The organism is Pseudofrankia asymbiotica, assembly GCF_001983105.1.
Lineage (GTDB): Bacteria > Actinomycetota > Actinomycetes > Frankiales > Frankiaceae > Pseudofrankia > Pseudofrankia asymbiotica.
Genome location: NZ_MOMC01000021.1, coordinates 1 through 18,025 on the forward strand (window position 1 = coordinate 1; position 18,025 = coordinate 18,025).

At 75.4% G+C, this 18,025-nt stretch carries 8 protein-coding genes; 3 read left to right on the top strand and 5 right to left on the bottom strand.

Going from position 1 to position 18,025, the window contains the following annotated elements:
* Positions 1 to 5,686, bottom strand: a 5,686-nt coding sequence (locus tag BL253_RS11370; RefSeq protein ID WP_198946241.1) for a type I polyketide synthase, incomplete at its 3' end; no start/stop codon positions are given.
* A gap of 1,433 nt (positions 5,687 to 7,119) precedes the next feature.
* Positions 7,120 to 8,169 carry a helix-turn-helix transcriptional regulator gene (locus BL253_RS11375; protein WP_241834715.1) on the bottom strand — a complete coding sequence of 350 codons (1,050 nt, stop codon included), beginning with the start codon at positions 8,167 to 8,169 and terminating at the stop codon, positions 7,120 to 7,122.
* A 579-nt stretch (positions 8,170 to 8,748) separates the two neighbouring features.
* Between BL253_RS11375 and BL253_RS11380 the strand changes: the two genes are divergently transcribed.
* Positions 8,749 to 9,060 carry a hypothetical protein gene (locus tag BL253_RS11380; protein ID WP_076816209.1) on the top strand — a complete coding sequence of 104 codons (312 nt, stop codon included), beginning with the start codon at positions 8,749 to 8,751 and terminating at the stop codon, positions 9,058 to 9,060.
* Between the two features lie 179 nt (positions 9,061 to 9,239).
* Here BL253_RS11380 and BL253_RS11385 read toward each other — a convergent pair whose 3' ends face one another.
* From BL253_RS11385 to BL253_RS11395, 3 genes are all read right to left on the bottom strand, one after another.
* Positions 9,240 to 13,337 carry a LuxR C-terminal-related transcriptional regulator gene (locus tag BL253_RS11385; protein ID WP_076816210.1) on the bottom strand — a complete coding sequence of 1,366 codons (4,098 nt, stop codon included), beginning with the start codon at positions 13,335 to 13,337 and terminating at the stop codon, positions 9,240 to 9,242.
* A gap of 183 nt (positions 13,338 to 13,520) precedes the next feature.
* Entirely contained in the window at positions 13,521 to 13,820 is a 300-nt protein-coding gene (locus BL253_RS11390; RefSeq protein WP_076816212.1) for a DUF4193 family protein, read from the bottom strand.
* Between the two features lie 592 nt (positions 13,821 to 14,412).
* Entirely contained in the window at positions 14,413 to 14,823 is a 411-nt protein-coding gene (locus BL253_RS11395) for a GroES family chaperonin (protein WP_420801645.1), read from the bottom strand.
* A gap of 279 nt (positions 14,824 to 15,102) precedes the next feature.
* Here BL253_RS11395 and BL253_RS11400 point away from each other — a divergent pair, with 279 nt between their 5' ends.
* Both BL253_RS11400 and BL253_RS11405 read left to right on the top strand, forming a co-directional pair.
* On the top strand, positions 15,103 to 15,759 hold the full coding sequence (locus BL253_RS11400) for a hypothetical protein (RefSeq protein ID WP_076816215.1): 657 nt from the start codon (positions 15,103 to 15,105) through the stop codon (positions 15,757 to 15,759).
* Between the two features lie 222 nt (positions 15,760 to 15,981).
* A complete protein-coding gene (locus BL253_RS11405; RefSeq protein ID WP_158230349.1) occupies positions 15,982 to 17,967 on the top strand; it encodes a hypothetical protein in 1,986 nt (661 codons plus the stop codon).
* The last annotated feature ends 58 nt before the right edge of the window (positions 17,968 to 18,025 follow it).

Sequence of the window (18,025 nt, forward strand, 5' to 3'; positions counted from 1 at the left end):
ACAGATCCGCCTCCAGGTCCAACCCCGGCTCCAGCATCTCCGCCGGGTAACCCGTCTGCGAACCGATCACCTCCACCACCGTGTCCAGCACCGCGCCGCGGCTCAGGCCGCGGCCCGCGGACGCGGCGGCGGCCGGCACCGGCGCGCTCGGCACCGGCGCGCTCGGCGCCGGCGGGTCCACGGGGAGGGCCTGCGCGGGGATGACCGGTCCGTGCCCGTTCGACGCGGCCAGTCGCCCGACCCGCGCCGGCTCGTATGGCTGGCCGCCACCGACCGGCGCGAGCCGCGCGCCGTCGGCGCCGCCGAGGCCCGCGAGCGTCCCGGCGGCGAGCGCGGCCTCGCCGCCGCGGCCGAGGTAGCCGAGCAGCACGTCGCGCTGCGCCGAGACGAGATCACGGGTGGTCCGCAGGAACTCCAGCACCGCGGCGTCCGCCGTCGGATCCGCCGGCGCCGCGAAGACCGCTGGCACCGCCGGGGAGGCCGCGGACTCGATCTCGAGCCGCGCGAGCGGCTTCAGACCGCCCGCGACGACCCGGCCGTCCGCGGTGCGCACGAAGGCGCCGTCGACCAGCCAGCCGGGCCGCCGCGGCGCGTCCGCCGCCGAGACCACCCGCGCGTCCCTGCCGGCGAACAACGGCGCGACGTCGACGGCGACACCGGCGGCGGCGAGCTCGGCGATGGCGAGCAGCAACCGGCGCAGCCCCGGCTCGCCGGCGACGTCGGTCGCGACCGCGCGGTGCGGCCGCTTTCCGAGGATCTTGCCGACGAGGCCGGTGAGCACCCGGCCGGGGCCGACCTCGACGAAGGTGCGTACCCCGGTGGCGTACATCGCCTCGACCTGGTCGACGAACCGGACCGGCGCGGCCACCTGGCCGGCGAGCGTCGCCCGGATCTCGGCGGCGGTGTCCGGGTAGGGCGCGGCGGTCGTGTTCGCCCAGACCCGGGCGGCGGCCGGCGAGACCGCGAGCCCGGCGAGGGTGTCGGCGAGCGTGCCGGCGGCGCCGGCGACGACCGGGCTGTGGAAGGCCGCGGCGACCGGGATCCGCTTGGCCGCGAGGCCCGCGGCCGACAGCGCCGCGAGCGCGGCGTCGACGGCGGCCGTGGGGCCGGAGACGACGGTCTGCTTCGGGGCGTTCTGGTTGGCGAGTACCACTTCGGCCGCCCGCCCGCCGGCCGCGTCCAGCGCGGCGCGGACGTCGGCGGCGGGCGCCGAGACGGCGGCCATCGTGCCCGGGTCGTCGCCCGCCGCCGCGAGGATCGCGGCCGCCCGGGCCTCGGAGAGGCCGATCAGGTCGGCCCGGTCGAGCGCGCCGGCGGCGCACAGCGCGACCAGCTCCCCGTAGGAGTGGCCGGCGAGGTCGTCGGCGCGGATCCCGAGCGTGCCGAGCAGCTCGGCCATGGCCAGGCCGGCGAGGCCCAGCGTCGGCTGCGCGGCGCGGGTGTCGGTGATGGCGGCGGCCTGCGCGTCCGCCTCCTCGCGGCTGAGGGCGGCGGGCGGGAACATCGTGCCCGCCCATCGCGGGCCGAGCTCGAGCACCTCGCGCAGACGCGGGAACGCGACGAACAGGTCGGCGAGCATGCCGGGACGCTGGCTGCCCTGGCCCGGGAACAGGAACCCGACCCGCCCGGGCCCGCCCGGCCCGGCACCCGTCGTCTCGCCGCTGGCCGGCGTCTCGCTGGTGGCCGGCGCGTCCGGGGCGACGAACAGCCCGGCCTTCGGGTCGGACCGGAACGACCGGGCTCTGGCGAGCGCCGCCGGCAGCTCGTCGAGCGAGGAGACGACGAACGCGAGCCGCGCGGGCCCCGACCGGTCCTCGGCGACGGTGCGGGCGAGGTCGCGCAGCCGCCAGGGGCGTCCCGCGTCCTCGTTCGTCCGGGTGAGCTCGGTGAGCCGGTCGAGGCGGCGGGCGGCGGCGGCGTTGTCGGCGCCGCGGATGACGAACAGCTCCGCCGGCCAGTGCGCGAGCCCGTGCGCCGGCTCGGGGCCGCCGTCGTAGGCGGACAGCACGACGTGGAAGTTCGTCCCGCCGAACCCGAAGGCCGACACCCCGGCGTGCCGCTCGCTCGCCGGCGCGGCCCAGGGCCTGGCCGTCTGGTCGAAGGCGAACGGGCTGCTGGCCCGGTCGTAGGCCTCGTTGGGCGTCTCGATGTGCAGCGTGGGCGGCCGCACCCCGGCTGCCAGCGCGCGCGTGGCCTTGATCAGCCCGGCCATGCCCGCGGCGCACTTGGCGTGGCCGATCTGCGACTTGACCGAGCCGACCGTGCAGGTGCCCGGCTCGGCGCCGTGCTGGGCGAACACCTCGGTCAGGGTGGCGAGCTCGGTGCGGTCGCCGACGACGGTGCCGGTCGCGTGCGCCTCCACCAGGCCGACCTCGGACGGGGAGATCCCGGCGCGGCTGTAGGCGCGCTCCAGCGAGAGCACCTGGCCCGCGCGGCGCGGCGCGGTCAGCCCCAGCGCGCGGCCGTCAGAGGAGCCGGCGACCGCCTTGACGACGGCGTGGATCCGGTCCCCGTCTCGCTCGGCGTCGGCGAGGCGCTTGAGCACGACGACCGCGACGCCCTCGCCGAGGGTGATGCCGTCGGCGGAGGAGTCGAACGAGCGGCACCGCCCGGTCGGCGACAGGGCGTGCACCGAGGCGAACATCAGGAAGTCGTTCAGCCCGTTGTGGGTGTCGACGCCGCCGCAGAGCACCATGTCCGAGTTGCCGGCCAGGAGCTCCTTGCACGCGGCGTCCAGCGCGGCGAACGACGACGCGCAGGCGGCGTCGACGGTGAAGTTGGCGCCGCCGAAGTCCAGCCGGTTGGCGACCCGGCCGGCGATGACGTTCGCCAGGATGCCGGGGAACGAGTCCTCGTCGAGCTCGGGCAGGTGCTCGTCCAGCTCGGGCGGCAGGTCGCCGACGAGCGCCCGGTAACCGGCCCGGAGGCCGTAGGCGCCGGAGAGGTCCGCGCCGGCCTCGGCGCCGAACACCACCGAGGTGCGGGAGCGGTCGAAGGGGCGCCGGTCATAGCCGGCATCACGCAGGGCCCGAGCGGACACCTCCAGCGCGAGCAGCTGACCCGTCTCGACGCTGCGCAGCGAGCGCGGCGGGATTCCGTACGCGAGTGCGTCGAACGGGATAGGCGGCAGGAAACCGCCCCATTTCGACGGGGTCATCTTCCCGGCGTCCTTGACGAAGGCGTCCGGCGAGTAAAAGCGATCGGCCTCGAACCGTTCGGCGGGCACCTCGGTGACCGCGTCGACCCCGCCGACGATGTTCGCCCAGAACGTCTCCACGTCTGGCGCGCCGGGGAACACCCCGGCCATGCCGATGATCGCGATGTCGGCCGGCCGGGCCGTCTCGCGGACCGCCGCCACCGATCGCGCCGCGGCCGCGCGCCGCTCGGCGATCAGGTCGGCGGCCGAGGCCCCGCCGCCGGCCGGGTGCTGCTCCGGAATGCCTCGGGCGGCCGCGGCGGCGGTACCAGCGCCGTCGGCCGCGATGCCGAGCTGGGCCGCCCGGCGCACGAGCGCGTCACCCGCGCCGGTGGTCACCTGCTCGTGCAGGGCCGCGATCGACGTCCGCTCGGCGCGCAGCGCGGCCACCTGGCCGATCATGAACATGCCCTCGGCGGCCTGGGCGTCCTCGTCGACCGCCACCAGCGCCCCGCCGTCGCGGCGCACACCCTTGCTGGCGATCCGCAGGCGGCCGAGGTTGAGGCCTTCCAGGGTCGCCCACATCTCCTGGCGGCTGTGCCCCGCGGCGGCGAGCTCGGCCCGGGTGGCCAGGAACGTGTCGACGAACGGCGAGCGCACGCAGCGGGTGGCATGCCCCGGCGACGTCTCCAGCAGCACGGTCTCCTCGCAGCGCACCGCCGCTTCCTGGAAACCGGGCTGGATCGCCCCGGTCCGCACCGCCTCGGCGGTGAACATGTAGGCCGTGCCCATCAGGGCGCCGATCTTCGCCCCGCGCGCCGCCAGCGGAGCGGCGACCGCGGCGACGGCCGCCGCCGACGCCTCGTCGTGCACGCCACCGGCGAACAGCAGGTGCAGCTCCTCGAAGAAGCCGCCGCCCAGCCGCTCACCCGCCGCGAGCAGCGCGCCTACCTGCGCCTCCCAGAGCGCGAAGCTGGCCCGAGGGCCGACGTGCCCGCCGCACTCCCGCCCCTCGAAGACGAACTTGCGAGCGCCGTCGGCGACGAACCGGTCCAGCAGCCCGGGGGACGGCACGTGCAGGAACGTGTCGATACCGGCGGCTTCCAGCGGCGCGGCCTGCGACGGGCGACCGCCGGCGATCAGCACGCACGGCGGGCGGACGGCGAGGACGGCGTCCAGCTGGGCCGCGCGTACCTCGGCGGGGGCGAAGCCCAGGACGCCCACACCCCAGGGGGCGTCGCCGAGCTGCTCGGCCGTCTCCGCCAGCAGCGCGCGGGACTGCTCGCCGGACAGCAGCGCGAGCGCGAGGAACGGCAGCGCGCCGCCGTCGGCCACGGCCTTCGCGAACGCCGGGATGTCGCTGACCCTGGTCATCGGGCCCTGCGCGAGCGGGTAGCGCAGGCCGCGGGCCGCGGCGAACGGCGCGCCGGGCTCGAGCGGGCGCAGCCCGGCCGCGCTGGTCAGCTGGCCGCGGATCGCGGCGCGCACCGCGCGGACGACGCCGCTCGCGGTGACGTACCGGTCGGCGAACCCGCTCGCGAACGCGGCGTCCTGGCCGACCGGGAGGAACTGGGCGCGCAGGTCACGCCCGCCGAGGCGGGCCGCGGCCTCGACGGGCGTGAGCGCGCCGTCCGCCGGCCCGCCCGGGGCCGCCGGCAGCGCACCGTCGCTCGCCACCTCGCCGCCGGTGTCACGAAGATCCACCTCGCCGACGCTGGCGGCGGCCGCCAGCCCGGCGAGCCGCGCGACCGGCAGGTCGGGGCGGACATAGACCCGGTGCCCGCCGAGCACGGTGGTCTCGCTGCCGTCCATCGAGCGCACCGCCGCGGCCACGTCGGCCACCGTCTCGGCCTCGCGGACCAGGGAGAGCTGGGTGTCCAGGACGACGCCGGCGGCTCCCAGCGCGACGGCGCCGGCCGCCGTGTGCTCACCGATCCCACCGGCGGCCCAGAAGGGAGCGGGTGCGCCGGCGCGGGTCAGGAGGCCCGCCGCGGCCAGGTGTTGGAGCAGGGTGAAGGTGGTCAGGTCTCCGACGAACCCGCCAGCCTCGTTGCCCCGGGCCACGACGCCAGCGGCGCCGGCGGCGAGCGCGGCCCGCGCGCCGGCCACCGAGGTCACCTCGACGAGCACGCGGCGCGCCCCGGCCGGGCCGGCCGCGCTCGCGACATCCCACCGGGCGGATCCCGGCCGCTCGGCGGCGGGTGCCGCCAGCGCCAGCAGATCCAGGTCGGCGAGCAGCACGGTGTCGACCTCGGCCGGCAGGTCCTCGGGACGCAGCGGCGCGGCCGGGCCTACCCGGACCGCGAAGGAGGTGGGGCACCAGCGAGCGGCGTCGGCCAGGGCACGGCGCGCGCGGGCGGTATCAGCGCCCAGGTCGAGCACGCCCAGCCCGCCGGCACGCTCCACGGCCGCCACCAGGGCGGCGTTCGGCTCGGCGAACGGCGTCACGACGACGACGAGATCCCGTGCGCCGGCGTGCGCCGGGACGTCCAGGCCATCCTCCCAACGGGTGGGGCGGCCTGGGTCGAGCTGACTGGAAGTCCTGGTCATCGACTGGTCCTCCTGAGCCAGTGACGCCTACGGCGACACCGGGGTGCGAGCGGGAGGGGAGCGGGCGTCGCCCCAGGGCGGCGGCCACRCCCCGGGCCACGCCGCGGCGAACGGACAGGTTCGGCGGACGGATCCGGTATAGCCATCATCACCATCTGGGTTTCGTCACCGGCTCGGCGGGTGCCGGCAGGTGCGCACACTCGCGCCGGCATGCCGGGACGAGTGAGCGCCGGAGCCTTGGTCATCTCGAAAAACAACGTCTCCAAGTGCGGAACTACACCGAGCGTCGTCCATGTCCAGACGCTCTCGGGCCGGGTTTCAAGCTCCTGCGCGGGTACTCACCACGCCGTCGTGGCGAGTACCCGAGAAGGTGCTCGGAATTATAACCACACGGATAGCCACGCCGAAACTGCCCCTGGGCAGTGCCGTCCGCCGAGGCGGATGTGTGCTGCCCAGAGCATGACGGTGCACCCGTCGACACGCCCGCCGACAATGATCGCACCTTGGCCGCCACACTCAGATACCCCCATTCGKGGGCATGATACGTAACCGTCTTCGGGGTACCGTGGCTGGTCCGTCATCTCCGGGAATCGATGTCGGCGGAACTCTTGCCAATGATTCCGTCCGCATCCATCAAGAGCATTCTTTCGCCGTTTCCTGGAGCTTGCTGGCCCGACATCCAGAATGACTCGATGGGCGTCCCGTGAAAGCTCGGTCAAGTTCATTCATTAAAACCCCATAAGGCGCCCAGCGGGAACCGGTCATCCTCCGGGGAGCTAGCCGTCAAAACGGCGGTGCCGAATTGGCCAATATTCCGGTCCGTCCTGGCGGGATCCGCCCGGGGACCGGGCCGCTGCTTGCGCCGGGACGTGCCTTCGGCGTGCGACGCCGATCCCCCCGCGGTCAGACGGACCCCTGCCCGGACGGTGCCCGGCACGATCTGTCTAGTCAGGTCGGAGGGTTCTCCCCGGCAGCGGGAAGAGGTAAAGCAGCTCTTTCAGCTGGTAAGAGCCAAGACGTTCCGAAGAGCCGAGACCTTCCGGCGGCCACCTTTGACCGCGAAGCACGTCTCGTCCGTCCGCGGGGATGCCGCGGGCATCACCACCGCCGATCGGCGCACGGGCCGCAGGCATCACCGCCGCCGGTCAGCACGCGGGCCGCGAGCGCCGGGTCCAGCGGCGGCGGCGTGGCGCCGCCGCTGAACTGATTGCCCCCGGCGGTCATCCGGGACGGCTTTCGGCCCCCGGCGCCCCGCGGGCGCCCGACCCGCCGTACGGCTCCCGACCGCCTCGGCTCCGGGAGGCGCTCGGCGTCGTCCGAGGGCCCCGTCGCGCCATGGGCCGAACATCGGCCGCGCGCCTGACGGCTGGCACGCCGACGTGGCCCGCCGGCGATCCCGCGGCCGGCGCGGCCCAGGACGCGCCGGGGGTGTGTCAGTCCCGGCCGGGGCCGGCGATGGCCGGCGAGGTCGACGGGCCCATCTCGCGCTGCCAGGCCAGGGCCAGCTGAGTCCTGTTGGCGCAGGATGTCGCGACGAGCGCGTGCGTCAGGTGGTGCTTGACCGTGTCAATGCTGATGCACAGCGCCTCGGCGACCTGCCGGTTGGAGTGGCCCTCGGCCACCAGCCGGACCACGTCACGTTCCCTGGCGGACAACTTCGCGGTGACGGCCGGGCCCGTGTTCGCGCGGACATGGAATCGCAGGAGGTTGCCCAGGTGGCGGCCGAGCACCGCCGCGACCGCGCGGTCGCGCGCCCCGAAGGCGCCGGGCCGTGGGTCCAGCAGTGACACCACGGCGCCGATGTTCGCGGGCCCGGCGAGACGCAGGAGAAGTTTGGAGTGGATGCCGTGCGCGCGCAGGAAACGCTCCATGCGCATCCGGATCTCCGGCCGGACCGGGTTGCCGATGTCCTCGAGCGTGACGACGCCCCGTTCGTGCATCAGCCGCAGGCTCTCCGGGTCGGAGAACGCCTCGAGCCCGCGATAGCGGTCGAGGAAGGGGCCGGCCATCCGCAGCGCGAGTCCCCGGCCGGCCGGTCGCTGGTCCTGGAACGCCGCCTCCAGCGACGGGCCGAGGAAGAACGCGGAGTTCCGGTAGCCGAGGTGGCGGGAAAGGGCGTCGAGCGTCGCCTCCCGAAACGCCGGCAGCGTGGGGGCCCGCTCGCAGTCCTCGACGACCCGGAGAATGCCGCGCAGTTCGGCCGCGCCGAGCGCGAGATCCCGCGGCGGCTGCGCGGGGCGGGGTGCCAGCTGAGTGCGCGCGGGCATTCCGGCGCCCCCGGGGCCGGTGGCCTGGGCCGGGGTGTTGATTCCGGGGTGCTGAGCGGGGAGCCCGGAGGACGACGGGTTACGCCCGACCGCCGTGTTCCCGATGGGCGCGTTCCCGATGGGCGCGTTCGCCGGCGCCGTGGCATGCCGCCGAACCGTGGTGTCCAGACGCGGAGCTGGTCCGCGCAGGACCGCGGATGGTGTGTCGATTGTCACCGGTCTCGCCTGGCGACGAACCGGAGAGATTCCGCCCATACCGTCCAGAACGGTATCCCTCGCGCCATCAAGCATGCGGTCCGCCACGCCTGCCTCCGGATCCGGTCGACACCCTCGTTACTTGGCGGTAACGGCGAAGTCGCCGGAGTATTACCGACCAAGCTGGACATGTTGGGTCAGCGTAGGGCCCCCTTCCGGGGCACGCTAGACGGCAGCCGGGACTTTTTACCTCTTGCCAACTTCAGAGGGCGATCAGGAGATCCAACTAGGGTCTAAAGTCCCATGAGAGCGCTCTCCATCCATCATRAGTAATCATGCGCTAGCTTTGAGTAGTCGATGATCATTCTTTCCTTACCCGATGGTGCTAGTCACGCTCCGCACACATGGACTATTTCCAAACTAGGGTCGATAAGTCCACGCCACCCAGTCAATCTCCTTCACACTGTGTAACCGACAGCTACCGAGGGTACGGAGCCGATGACACGGTCCGCCCGATCCGATCCGTTCGGTCGACCGGCGGCGACCGTGCCCGCGCGTCGGCCCACACCGCCGGCCGCGGCCCGAGAGGGGTGAGCAACGGTGACCATCGGCTCGTCGATCCTCATGATCGTGGCCGGCGCGATTCTCCGGTACGCGGTCACGTGGCACATCCACGGCCTGAACCTGCCGGCGCTGGGCCTGATCCTGGCCATCGCGGGCATCATCACCCTGGTGATACGGCTTATCTGGCTGTTCAACCCGGATCTCGGGGGGCAACGGCCACCGACGGATCCGCCGGCCGAGCTCGGTGGCTGGCCGGCCAACCGCTCTCCCCTGCCGCCGCGAGGTCACGCGTCGCCGCCCGTCTCCACCGGCCCCCACGGATGGCGTCCGGAAGATCACTCACGGTAGGCGGCCTCCTCGCATGATGTGAGACCAGGTCGCTCAGGCGGGAGGCGCGTCCCGTCAGGCCCGCGGCCAGCCGCGGGCCTGGCGCCCGCCCCGCGCCGCCGGCTCCTTTACCCGGCCGCCGGTCCGGCCGGGAACCTCCCGATCCGCGGGCCTGCGTGGGACCCGCGCCGAGTGGCCGCTCAGAGCAGGTGCAGGGCGCGGGCGCGGTGCACCGCGTCCCGCCGCCTGGCCACGTCGAGCTTGCGGTAGATGCTCTTCAGGTGCGTCTTCACCGTGTTGACCGAGACGTACAGCTCGGCGGCGATCTCCGCCGTCGTCAGCATCGTCGGCAGGTAGCTGAGCACCGCCAGCTCCCGCTCGCTGAGCCGATCGGCCCCCCGCCCGGTCCGAGGCGGCTGCGGCCGCCCGCCCGGCTCCTCGCCCGCCGGCCGTGGCCGGCCGCCGGGCGACGCGAAGCCGCCTCCGGCAGCCGTCTCGGCCGTCTGGCCGGTCCCGGACGCTCCCGGGATCCGTGGCGCCCGGCTCACGACGGCGGGCCGGGCTCCTGGCCCGGCCAACGATTCGGGTGAGCGCGCCGACGCGGCCGGCCGGCCGGCCGATGGGGGCTCGGCGGACGCCCCGGCGGGGGCCGCCCAGACGCGTTCCTCCTCCGCGCCACCGGTGGCGGCCAGCGCCGGGGAGGCTCCGGGCGCGGGCGCCGCCCCGGGTATGGCGGAGGCGGTCGAGGAACGACCAGGCTCCGCGCCGTCGGCGCCCGGGCTCCTCCAACCCCCGCCACGCGCGGTGGCCTCGGGCAGACGCGACGGCGTGGGCGCGGGCGCGCCACCGCCGCCACCGCCGCCACCGCCGGCGACGCCCGGCGCCCGGCGAGCGGCGGGCACCGCCACCGGGCGGACCCGGCCCGCCGGCTGCCCGAACCCGCCCGTCACCACCGGTTCCGCCGCCCGGCGCCGTGGCTCGCGGACGAGACCCGCCCGCAGCGCGGCGACCAGTTCGGGCGCCGCGTCCGACAGGCCCGGGTGCGCTTCGGTCAACGCGACTACCTCGGGACCCAGCTCCAGAAGGGGGCGTACCAGCGGCTCGTCCTGAGCGAGCGCGAACGCTCGCGCCAGCAGGCCGCCGGCCTGCGCCCCGTCTCCACGCCGGGCAGCCGCGAGCGCGCTGACGGCGCAGGCCCCGACCACGCTCACCACGCCCCCGCCGTCGGCGCGCAGCAACGGGGCGACTGTGAGCGCGGCGGCGGCCGCGTCGCCCTGAGCCAGCTGGGCACGGCCCCTGGCGAGCCGCGCGGCCGAGCCGTCCCGCCGCCCAGCCGCCTCGTCGCGCTCCAGCAGCCGCAGTGCGGCATCCGGGTTGCCGCCGGCCACCAGCAGGTCGGCCTGCGCGGCCTCGCGCAGTGCCAGCAGCAACGCCGGCCCCTCGCGGGCCGGGACGGCGCCCAGCGCGCGCCGGGCCGCCCGCAGGTCGTCGGCTCCACGTCGCCCCAGGTGCAGCCACGCGCGCAGAACGTTCGCCAGATCCGGCAGCTGGCCAGCCTGACCAGTGCCGACGGCGCGAGCGGCCTGGTCCACCCAGGCGAGCCCGCGTTCGACGTCTCCCCGGTAGCCGGCGACGACCGCGAGCGCCAGCAGCGCCTCGACGGCCCCGACCGGTGCGGGCGAGCCCGCGAGCCAAGCCGCCTGCTCCAGGTCACGCCAGCCGCGGTCGTGTTCCTCGTGGCCTCGTCCGTCCAGGCCAGCCGACTCCCGCGGCGGCGACTCGCCGCCGTCGCGCGCGGCTCGGGCAGCCGCGGATGGCGCGGGCGAGGAGGGCGCGGGCGAGGAGGGCGCGGACGAACCGGGCGAAGACGGCGCGGACGTGGGCACGGGCACGGCGCCCGGGACGCCCGGCACGCCCGGGACGGCGCCTCCCGGGACCATGTGGCGCGCCGGTCCCGGCTGCTCCTCGCGGGCCGTCCATGCCGGCCGGGCCTGGTCGACGGCTCGCCCGTCGTCTCCGAGTGATGGACCCGAGTCGCTCGCGGCGACGCCGAGTGGCCCACGCATGGCCGCGAGGGCCGCGGCGGCGGTCTCCTCCGCCAGGCGCAGGCGCCCACGCAGCGCCGATCCGAGGGCGAGAGCGCCCAGGCAGCTGGCCGTCGCGCCACCCAGCCGTGTCCGGCGTGCCTCGGCGAGCGCCGTGCGCAGCGCGTCTTCGGCGGCCTCGAGCCGGCCGCGCCACAGCTCGGCCCGGCCTCGAGAGCACAGGGCGAGCGGGCGCAGCCCGTCGGGCAGACCGTCAGCCGGCCCGGGCGGCGGCACTGACCTCGTCCGCAGCGCCCGGCGCGCCGCGGTCATCATGGCGTCGACGTCGCCGGCCAGCTCCGCCCGGCGCAGCTCGACGGCCTCGATCGCCATCAGCAACGACCGCCGCGTCGCGCCGGCCGCGCCGTCGCCCGCCCGTTCGTGGCCGGGTCGTCCCGCCCAGGCCGCGGCCGCGGGGACAGCAGCCGGGCCCGCGTTCGCTCCCGCTCGCGCCCGGTCCAGGTGCTCACCGGCCGCCGCGACGTCCCCCGTGAGCACCCGGGCAAGCCCGGCGACCGTCGCGCACTCGGGACCGAGCGCGGCGGCGCGGTCGGGGTAGTCGGTGACCAGCGCGGCCAGCTCCGGCAGGTCGCCCTGCAGGATGAGAGGCACCGTGCCGCGCGCGACCAGGCAGGCGAGGTAGCGCCAGTCGCCGGCGCGCCGTGCGTGCCGGGCCGCGTCGACGAGCCGGCGGTTCGCCGCGTACCAGAGCGCGGCGCGCAGGTTGAGCTCGGCCTCGTCCTCGGTCGGATCCCTGCGCAGCGTCTCTCGCAGCATGCCGCGCAGCAGCTGGTGGTAGCGGAACCAGGGCGCCGCCGCGGCGAGGTCCGCCGGCTCGGCCGCCTCGGCCAGCTCGCTGTCGGGCGCGGGCGGGAGCGTCAGGCGCGTCGCGAGGACGTCGCCGGCGGCGAGCTCGGCGAGCAGCTGTTCCCCCCCGCCGCGCTCCGCGACGACCGCCTCCGCCAGCGGGCCGCACACCTGGTCGAGCACGCTGGTGCGCAGCAGCAGCGGGCGCACGAGCGCGGGCAGGGCGACGAGCGCCTCAGCGCGCAGATACTCCGCGACGGGCTCGAACGCTCCGGACGGCAGCGCTGGATATCCCAGCCTGCCCTGCCCGACGTCCGACGCGCCGGCGCCGGCTCGGTCTGCCGCCCCCGCGGGGCCGTACGCGGCATCCGCGGGCCCGGCCCCGGCCGTCCGGACGCCGGCCGCGTAGACGGCCGGACCCGCCGGACCCGGCCTCGACGCCAGGCCTCCGGCGGCCAGCCGGAGGCCCGCGGCCCAGCCCTCGGTGACGGACAGCAGGGCGGGACCGGCGGCGGCCGGCGCGCGCAGCGCGGTGAGCAGCCGGGCGGTCTCCTCGGTGTCGAACGCGAGCAGGTCGGGACCGATCTCGGTGAGCTGGCCCGCCGCCCGCGCTCGATGGGTGGCGACCGGTATCCGGCGGCCGCACAGCACCAGCCGCGCGCCCGTCAGCTCACCGGCGAGCAGGCGCAGGCCGGCGATGTCGGCCTCGTCGCGGACCAGTTCGAGATCGTCGATGACCAGGACCAACGGCGCGGGGCGTCCGCGCGACAGCACATCGGCCAGGCCGCGGCAGAAGGAGCCCACCGCGGCACCCGGAGGTGGCGGGCACAGCTCGCTGAGCCCCACGTCCAGAGCGGTCTCGGGGTGGCTCGCCAGCGCGACGAGCAGGTGCTCCCACAACGAGGGTCTGGCGGCGGCCGACCGGGAATGGCCAGCGGGCGCCGTGTCGCCGGGCATGACGTGAGTGGGAGAGAGCCTGCCGGCCGCGGCCTCGCCTGGAGGGGCATCCCTCGGGAGGGTGCCCACCAAGGCCACCGGGCCCGGTCGATCACCCCGCGCGGGGCTGGCGGCCGGGTCGACGCGCAACCAGACGATCGGCAGCGTGTCCCGGCGCGCGAGGTACCAGGAGGCGACCAGGGCTGTCTTGCCGCTGCCCGCCGGGCCGCGCACGACGGTCAGCGCCCGCCCGGTGCCCTGGTCGAGGATCTCCCACAGCCGCGGGCGGGGCACGAACGGCACCGGCAGCGCGGGCGGGGCGAGCTGGCCGCGCAGCGGCGGCGGACCGCCGCCGGCAGCGTCACCACCGCCACGGCCGGCGCGCGCCGCGACGCCGGTCCGGACATCCGCGACGCCGGTCGGAACGTCCTCGATGCCGGTCCGGACGTCCTTCGCGGCGGCGGACCCCACGCCCGCGCCTTTTCCATCGCCCGGCACGCCATCACCCCCAGCTCCCAACGTACGGTAACTGGAGTCTCACCCTCTGTCGCGAGCACGTGTCGTACGCGGACGGCTTCCCATACCGCCGACTTCCCGCGGCGCCGACCGGGCCAGAAGGCGCGGCCATCGCGGACCCGCGACGACGCGGGCCGATCAGGCCGCGCAGTCCGAGCAGACCGTACGGCGAGCATCCGCCAGCTGGCTGCGGTGGTGTATGAGGAAGCAGCTCGTGCAGGTGAACTCGTCGGCCTGCCGCGGCAGCACGCGCAGCGCCAGGTCCTCGTCACGCACCTCGGCGTCGGGCAGATCCAGCTCCGTCTCCAGAGCGTCCACGTCGTCGCCCAGGTCGGCCGCGGCGCCAAGGCGCTGCGCCTTCAACGACTCCAGACTCTGCTCCTGAAGATCATCGTCGTCCGCGCCGGAACTACGCCTGGCGTCGAAGTCGCGAGCCATGCCTCTCCTTCCCTCGGTCCAAGGGGTCGGCCTTCCACTGGCCTCCGGGCACCAGCGAGGCGGCCGACCCGTCCCCTCCTCGCCAGCCGTGATGCCGGCCGGCGGGCGCTCCATCCGCCCCCGCCAGCCGTCTTCGCCGCCGTCCCGCTCAGGCATCCCGCGACCAGAGCGACGGGCCGGGCTCGCGGGTTCCGCCGTCCACGACGGGCCGCGACACCTACCAGGCCTCGTCTCCGAACGGGATCGGGTGGTCACAATACGCAATGCCATCGGCGCGAGAACGTCCCGGCGCCGCATGTCCACATTTCCCCGTGCCTGTACCGCCCGAGTGGGACCGGCGAGGCCGTTCTCGCCAGCCGGGGCCCCGACGACGGCGCATGGGCCGTCGTCGACCGCCTCGATCATCAAAGCCGGTGCGAAGGATACGGGGCCGGGCCCGCCGGGGGCCAATTCAACGGTGGTCCTATCGGTGTCTTTCCGGCCACATCGCGGGCGCCCACGACCCGCGGGCGAGGCCCGCGATCCGGAGAGAGCGGTAGATATCGGCCTGAAGACAGCAGCCGGCCCTGAAACCGCCTAGAGGGAGCCGAGGCTAGAGATAGAGGCCGGTAAGGCCGTCGTCGAGGCGCTCGGCGGCCACAGCGTGGATGTCGCGCTCGCGCATGAGGACATAGGTCGAGCCGTGGAGCTCGACCTCGGCGCGGTCCTCGGGGTCGAAGAGCACACGGTCGCCGATCTGGATGGTGCGCACGGCGGTCCCGACCGCGACGACATCAGCCCAGGACAGGCGCTTACCCATCTGCGCGGTCGCCGGGATGACGATGCCAGCCTTCGACCGCCGGTCGACCGAGTCCTCCCGCGGCTCAACAAGAACACGATCATGCAGCAGCCTGATCGGCAGCGAGCCAYCACGCATGTCGACGCCGGCCGTGCCGCCGATGCCGTTTACACCGCCGGAAAGACTGGTCACCCGCGCGACATTACCCCTAGTAGGCCCGTCCATCCGCCGCCCCCTATGACCTACATCTCCTCGCACTCCCAGGAAGCGCCACCACAGGCGGTACACGCCCCCCGGACGGGGCGCCGAAGCTCCCCGGATGAGGAACACCTACCCAACGCGGTATAAGCTGCCGCCCATCACCCGGAGTTGGACACTTCCACACCGGGGCGCGGGCAAGTACCCGCGGGCGACGGGCCTGTCAGGCGGCCCGGCGCGGGCGGGCGGTCGCGCGGACAGGCGGCCCGTCGGCTATCACGACTGCTCACGGGACGGGGCACAGCTATGGCGCTGCGGATCAGTGTGGACCTGGACGGCCTGCGCTGGGCAGATCTGTTCCGGTTCGTCGACCTCGCCCGCAACGGTGGCATCGGCCCGGACGACCAGGTCGACGTGATCACCTACGKCAGCGACCCGATGTCGGTCAGCCTGTCGGCGCGGATCTTCCCGCAGACCGAGGGTTTCCTGTCGCCGGAGCAGGACGCGGGCGTGGACGCGCCGCGCTCCGCGCCGCTGTCGATCAGCCCCGCGCCGTCGAGCAACGGCTCCTCTCCGTTTGGCTATGAGGGTGGCCCGGAGCGGGCCCCCTCGCAGGGCGGCGCGCACTACCCGTCGTTCGACGGCCCGCCCGAGCGGCCGAGTACCCCGCCGCCGAGTGGCATGCCGAACTACCCGGCCTACGAGGCGCCGCCCGAGCGCGGCGCGCCCTCGGGCCAGGGCGGCGGCCACTACCCGCCCTTCGACGGCGGCCAGGCGGACCGGCTGCCCGGGGGCGGCCCGTACGCCGGGTTCGAACCGGCGTTCGACCGCGGCCAGCCCGGCAAGGACATGTCCGGCGCGAACCCGGCGGACAGCCCGTACATCGAGGAGTTCGCCCGCCTGCAGGAGGGCCTCATGCGGCAGGTGCGCCGCGGTGACGAGGTCCGGCCCGAGCGCGCGTGAGACGGCGGTCCCGTCATGCGAGCCCCGGCCTTGGCCGCACAGGGGATCACCCACGGGATACCTCTCGGGGCTCGCCGCCCGACGTCCGGCGCGGATGACAATGCCCGGCATCGGTAGGCGACAGCGCCGCGCCGCCGCCTGGTGCRCCAGCGCGGTGACTCATGATCCGCGCCCGGGTTCGCGGGGTGCCGCTCGCGCGGCGCTCCGCTCGATGGTGCATGCTTGACAATGATGGAGGATCAGGACGTTTCCGACGTCGAGCGCTACTTTGTTCGGCTGTGCTCGGAACTTGACATGATCAAGAGTGGTCCGGTGCTCGCCGGGCCACGCACGATCGAGCACATCCGGYCTCTGCTCGCGCTCATCGACCTCCACCAGCCCAACGAGTTCGACGTCTGCCTCGGCTGCGATCGCCTCTGGCCATGCGCATCCGTCCTGGCTGTGACGGGCCTGCCGCCCGAGCTGCCCGCGGTCGACCAGGAGGTCGCCGCCCCTCGCCCGCTTCCCGAGACAACACGGCGCTCACGCCCCTCGGCCGGCGCCACCACCGGCGCGTTCGCCACCGGCGCGTTCGCCACGGGCGCGTTCACGACCACCGGTGCGCAGCCACAATCCGGGGCGCACTTCGCCGCACCGGCAGCGACCGAGACGCACCCCCAGCCGGCAACGCGCCGCGCCGCGCCGATTCCGGCGCCGGCCGCCCAGCACGGCTCCCAGACCGCCGACCCGCCCGCGGAGATCCCGGACTGGCTTCGCCAGCCCGCCAGGGATCCCGGGCTTCGCCAGCCCGGCAGGAACCCCGGCGCCGATCCGGCGGGAACCTCTGGCGGGCAGCCCGTCGTGGCGCCCGATGGCCGCCTGGTGCCGGAAACGTCGCCCGAGCCACCCGCGCCTCGTCCCGTCAGCGCTCCGCCGGCGGCGACCGTCGGCCGTGGCGTCCTGATCCCGGCGACCTCCCGGCACGCGCCGTCACCGGCGTCCCCACCGCCCTCCACCCCACCACCGTCGCCGTCCTCGCCCCCACCGTCATCAGCGCCGGCGCCGATCGCCACGCGGCCAGGCGGCCCCGACCGCGGCGCGCCCGCTGCCCCGCTGACAGGGCCGATGCCGCACATCCCGCCGCCGGGCGAGAGCTATCCGGCGTTCCCGCCGCCCGAGGCGGCGGCCGGCGCCAACCCGGCGTTCCCCCCGCCGGGGACAACGGCCGCTGGCCTCAGCTTCCGCCCGCCCGGCATGACCGGCGCGCACCCCATCCTGCCTCCCCCGGGGATGACCGGCGCCCTGCCGGTCTTCCCATCACCCCCCACTGACGAGGCCTCGTTCCAGCCAGGCCGCGACGGGAACACCGGCGCGCAGCCGCGCTACCAGCCGCCGGCCGCCCAGCCGCGGCAGCCACCGGCCGGCATGCCGTCGGCCGGCATGCCGCCGGCGCGGCTTCAGCCACCAGGTCAGCCCGCCGGCGGGCAGCAGCCCCCCGGGCCGAACCGCCCCTCCCCTCGGCCCGGCGGATACCAGGCCAGCACGCCGCCGCTCCATCAGCGGGGCGGGTACCCGCCCCCTGGTATCCCGTCGCCGCCAAGCACGCCACCTCCGGGTACCGGCCTGCCGGGGTTGTCCGCGCCGCCTGGCGCATCAGGCCAGCCGAGGGTCCCCGGCCAGTCGATGGCGCCGAGCCAGTCCGGGCCACGGCCGGCCACCCGGCCGGGGCATCCGGGAGGCGCGTCGGCCGGCCCGGGCGCTCCCAACGCCGGATGGCCTCGCCAGGACGCGCTCGGCCAGCCCGGCCAAGGCCGGGGGGAGCGGCTGGCGCCGTACCCGTCCCGTCCCGAGCAGGGTCGGCAGGAGCCCCCTTACCCGACCGACCAGCAGGGTCGGCCCGCCAGGCCGGGTGGTCCGCCCGGTCCGGGGCCATCCGCTCAGCCTGGCGGCGCAGGCGGCTCGTTCGGGGGTGTCGGCGCCGCGGGCGGCCTGCCGGGATCGATCGACCCGCGGTTGCGCCCGCAGGCGGGGCCGCCCCGCGGCCAGAGCCGTTCGATCTCGGCGCCGCCCCCACCCCACCGGTCGATCCACACCGACAGCGTGGACCCGGTCACCGGCCGCCCGAACGACCCGACGGCCCGACGGCTCGGGCCACCCGTACCCGACGACATCACGCCGGAGTGGATGTCCCGGCGCGACCCGATCCTCGACGGCATTGACGTCATCTAGTCGGTGGCCACCCGGTGTCGAGGGCTCGAGACCCCGGCACCGGGGGCGACCGTCGGAA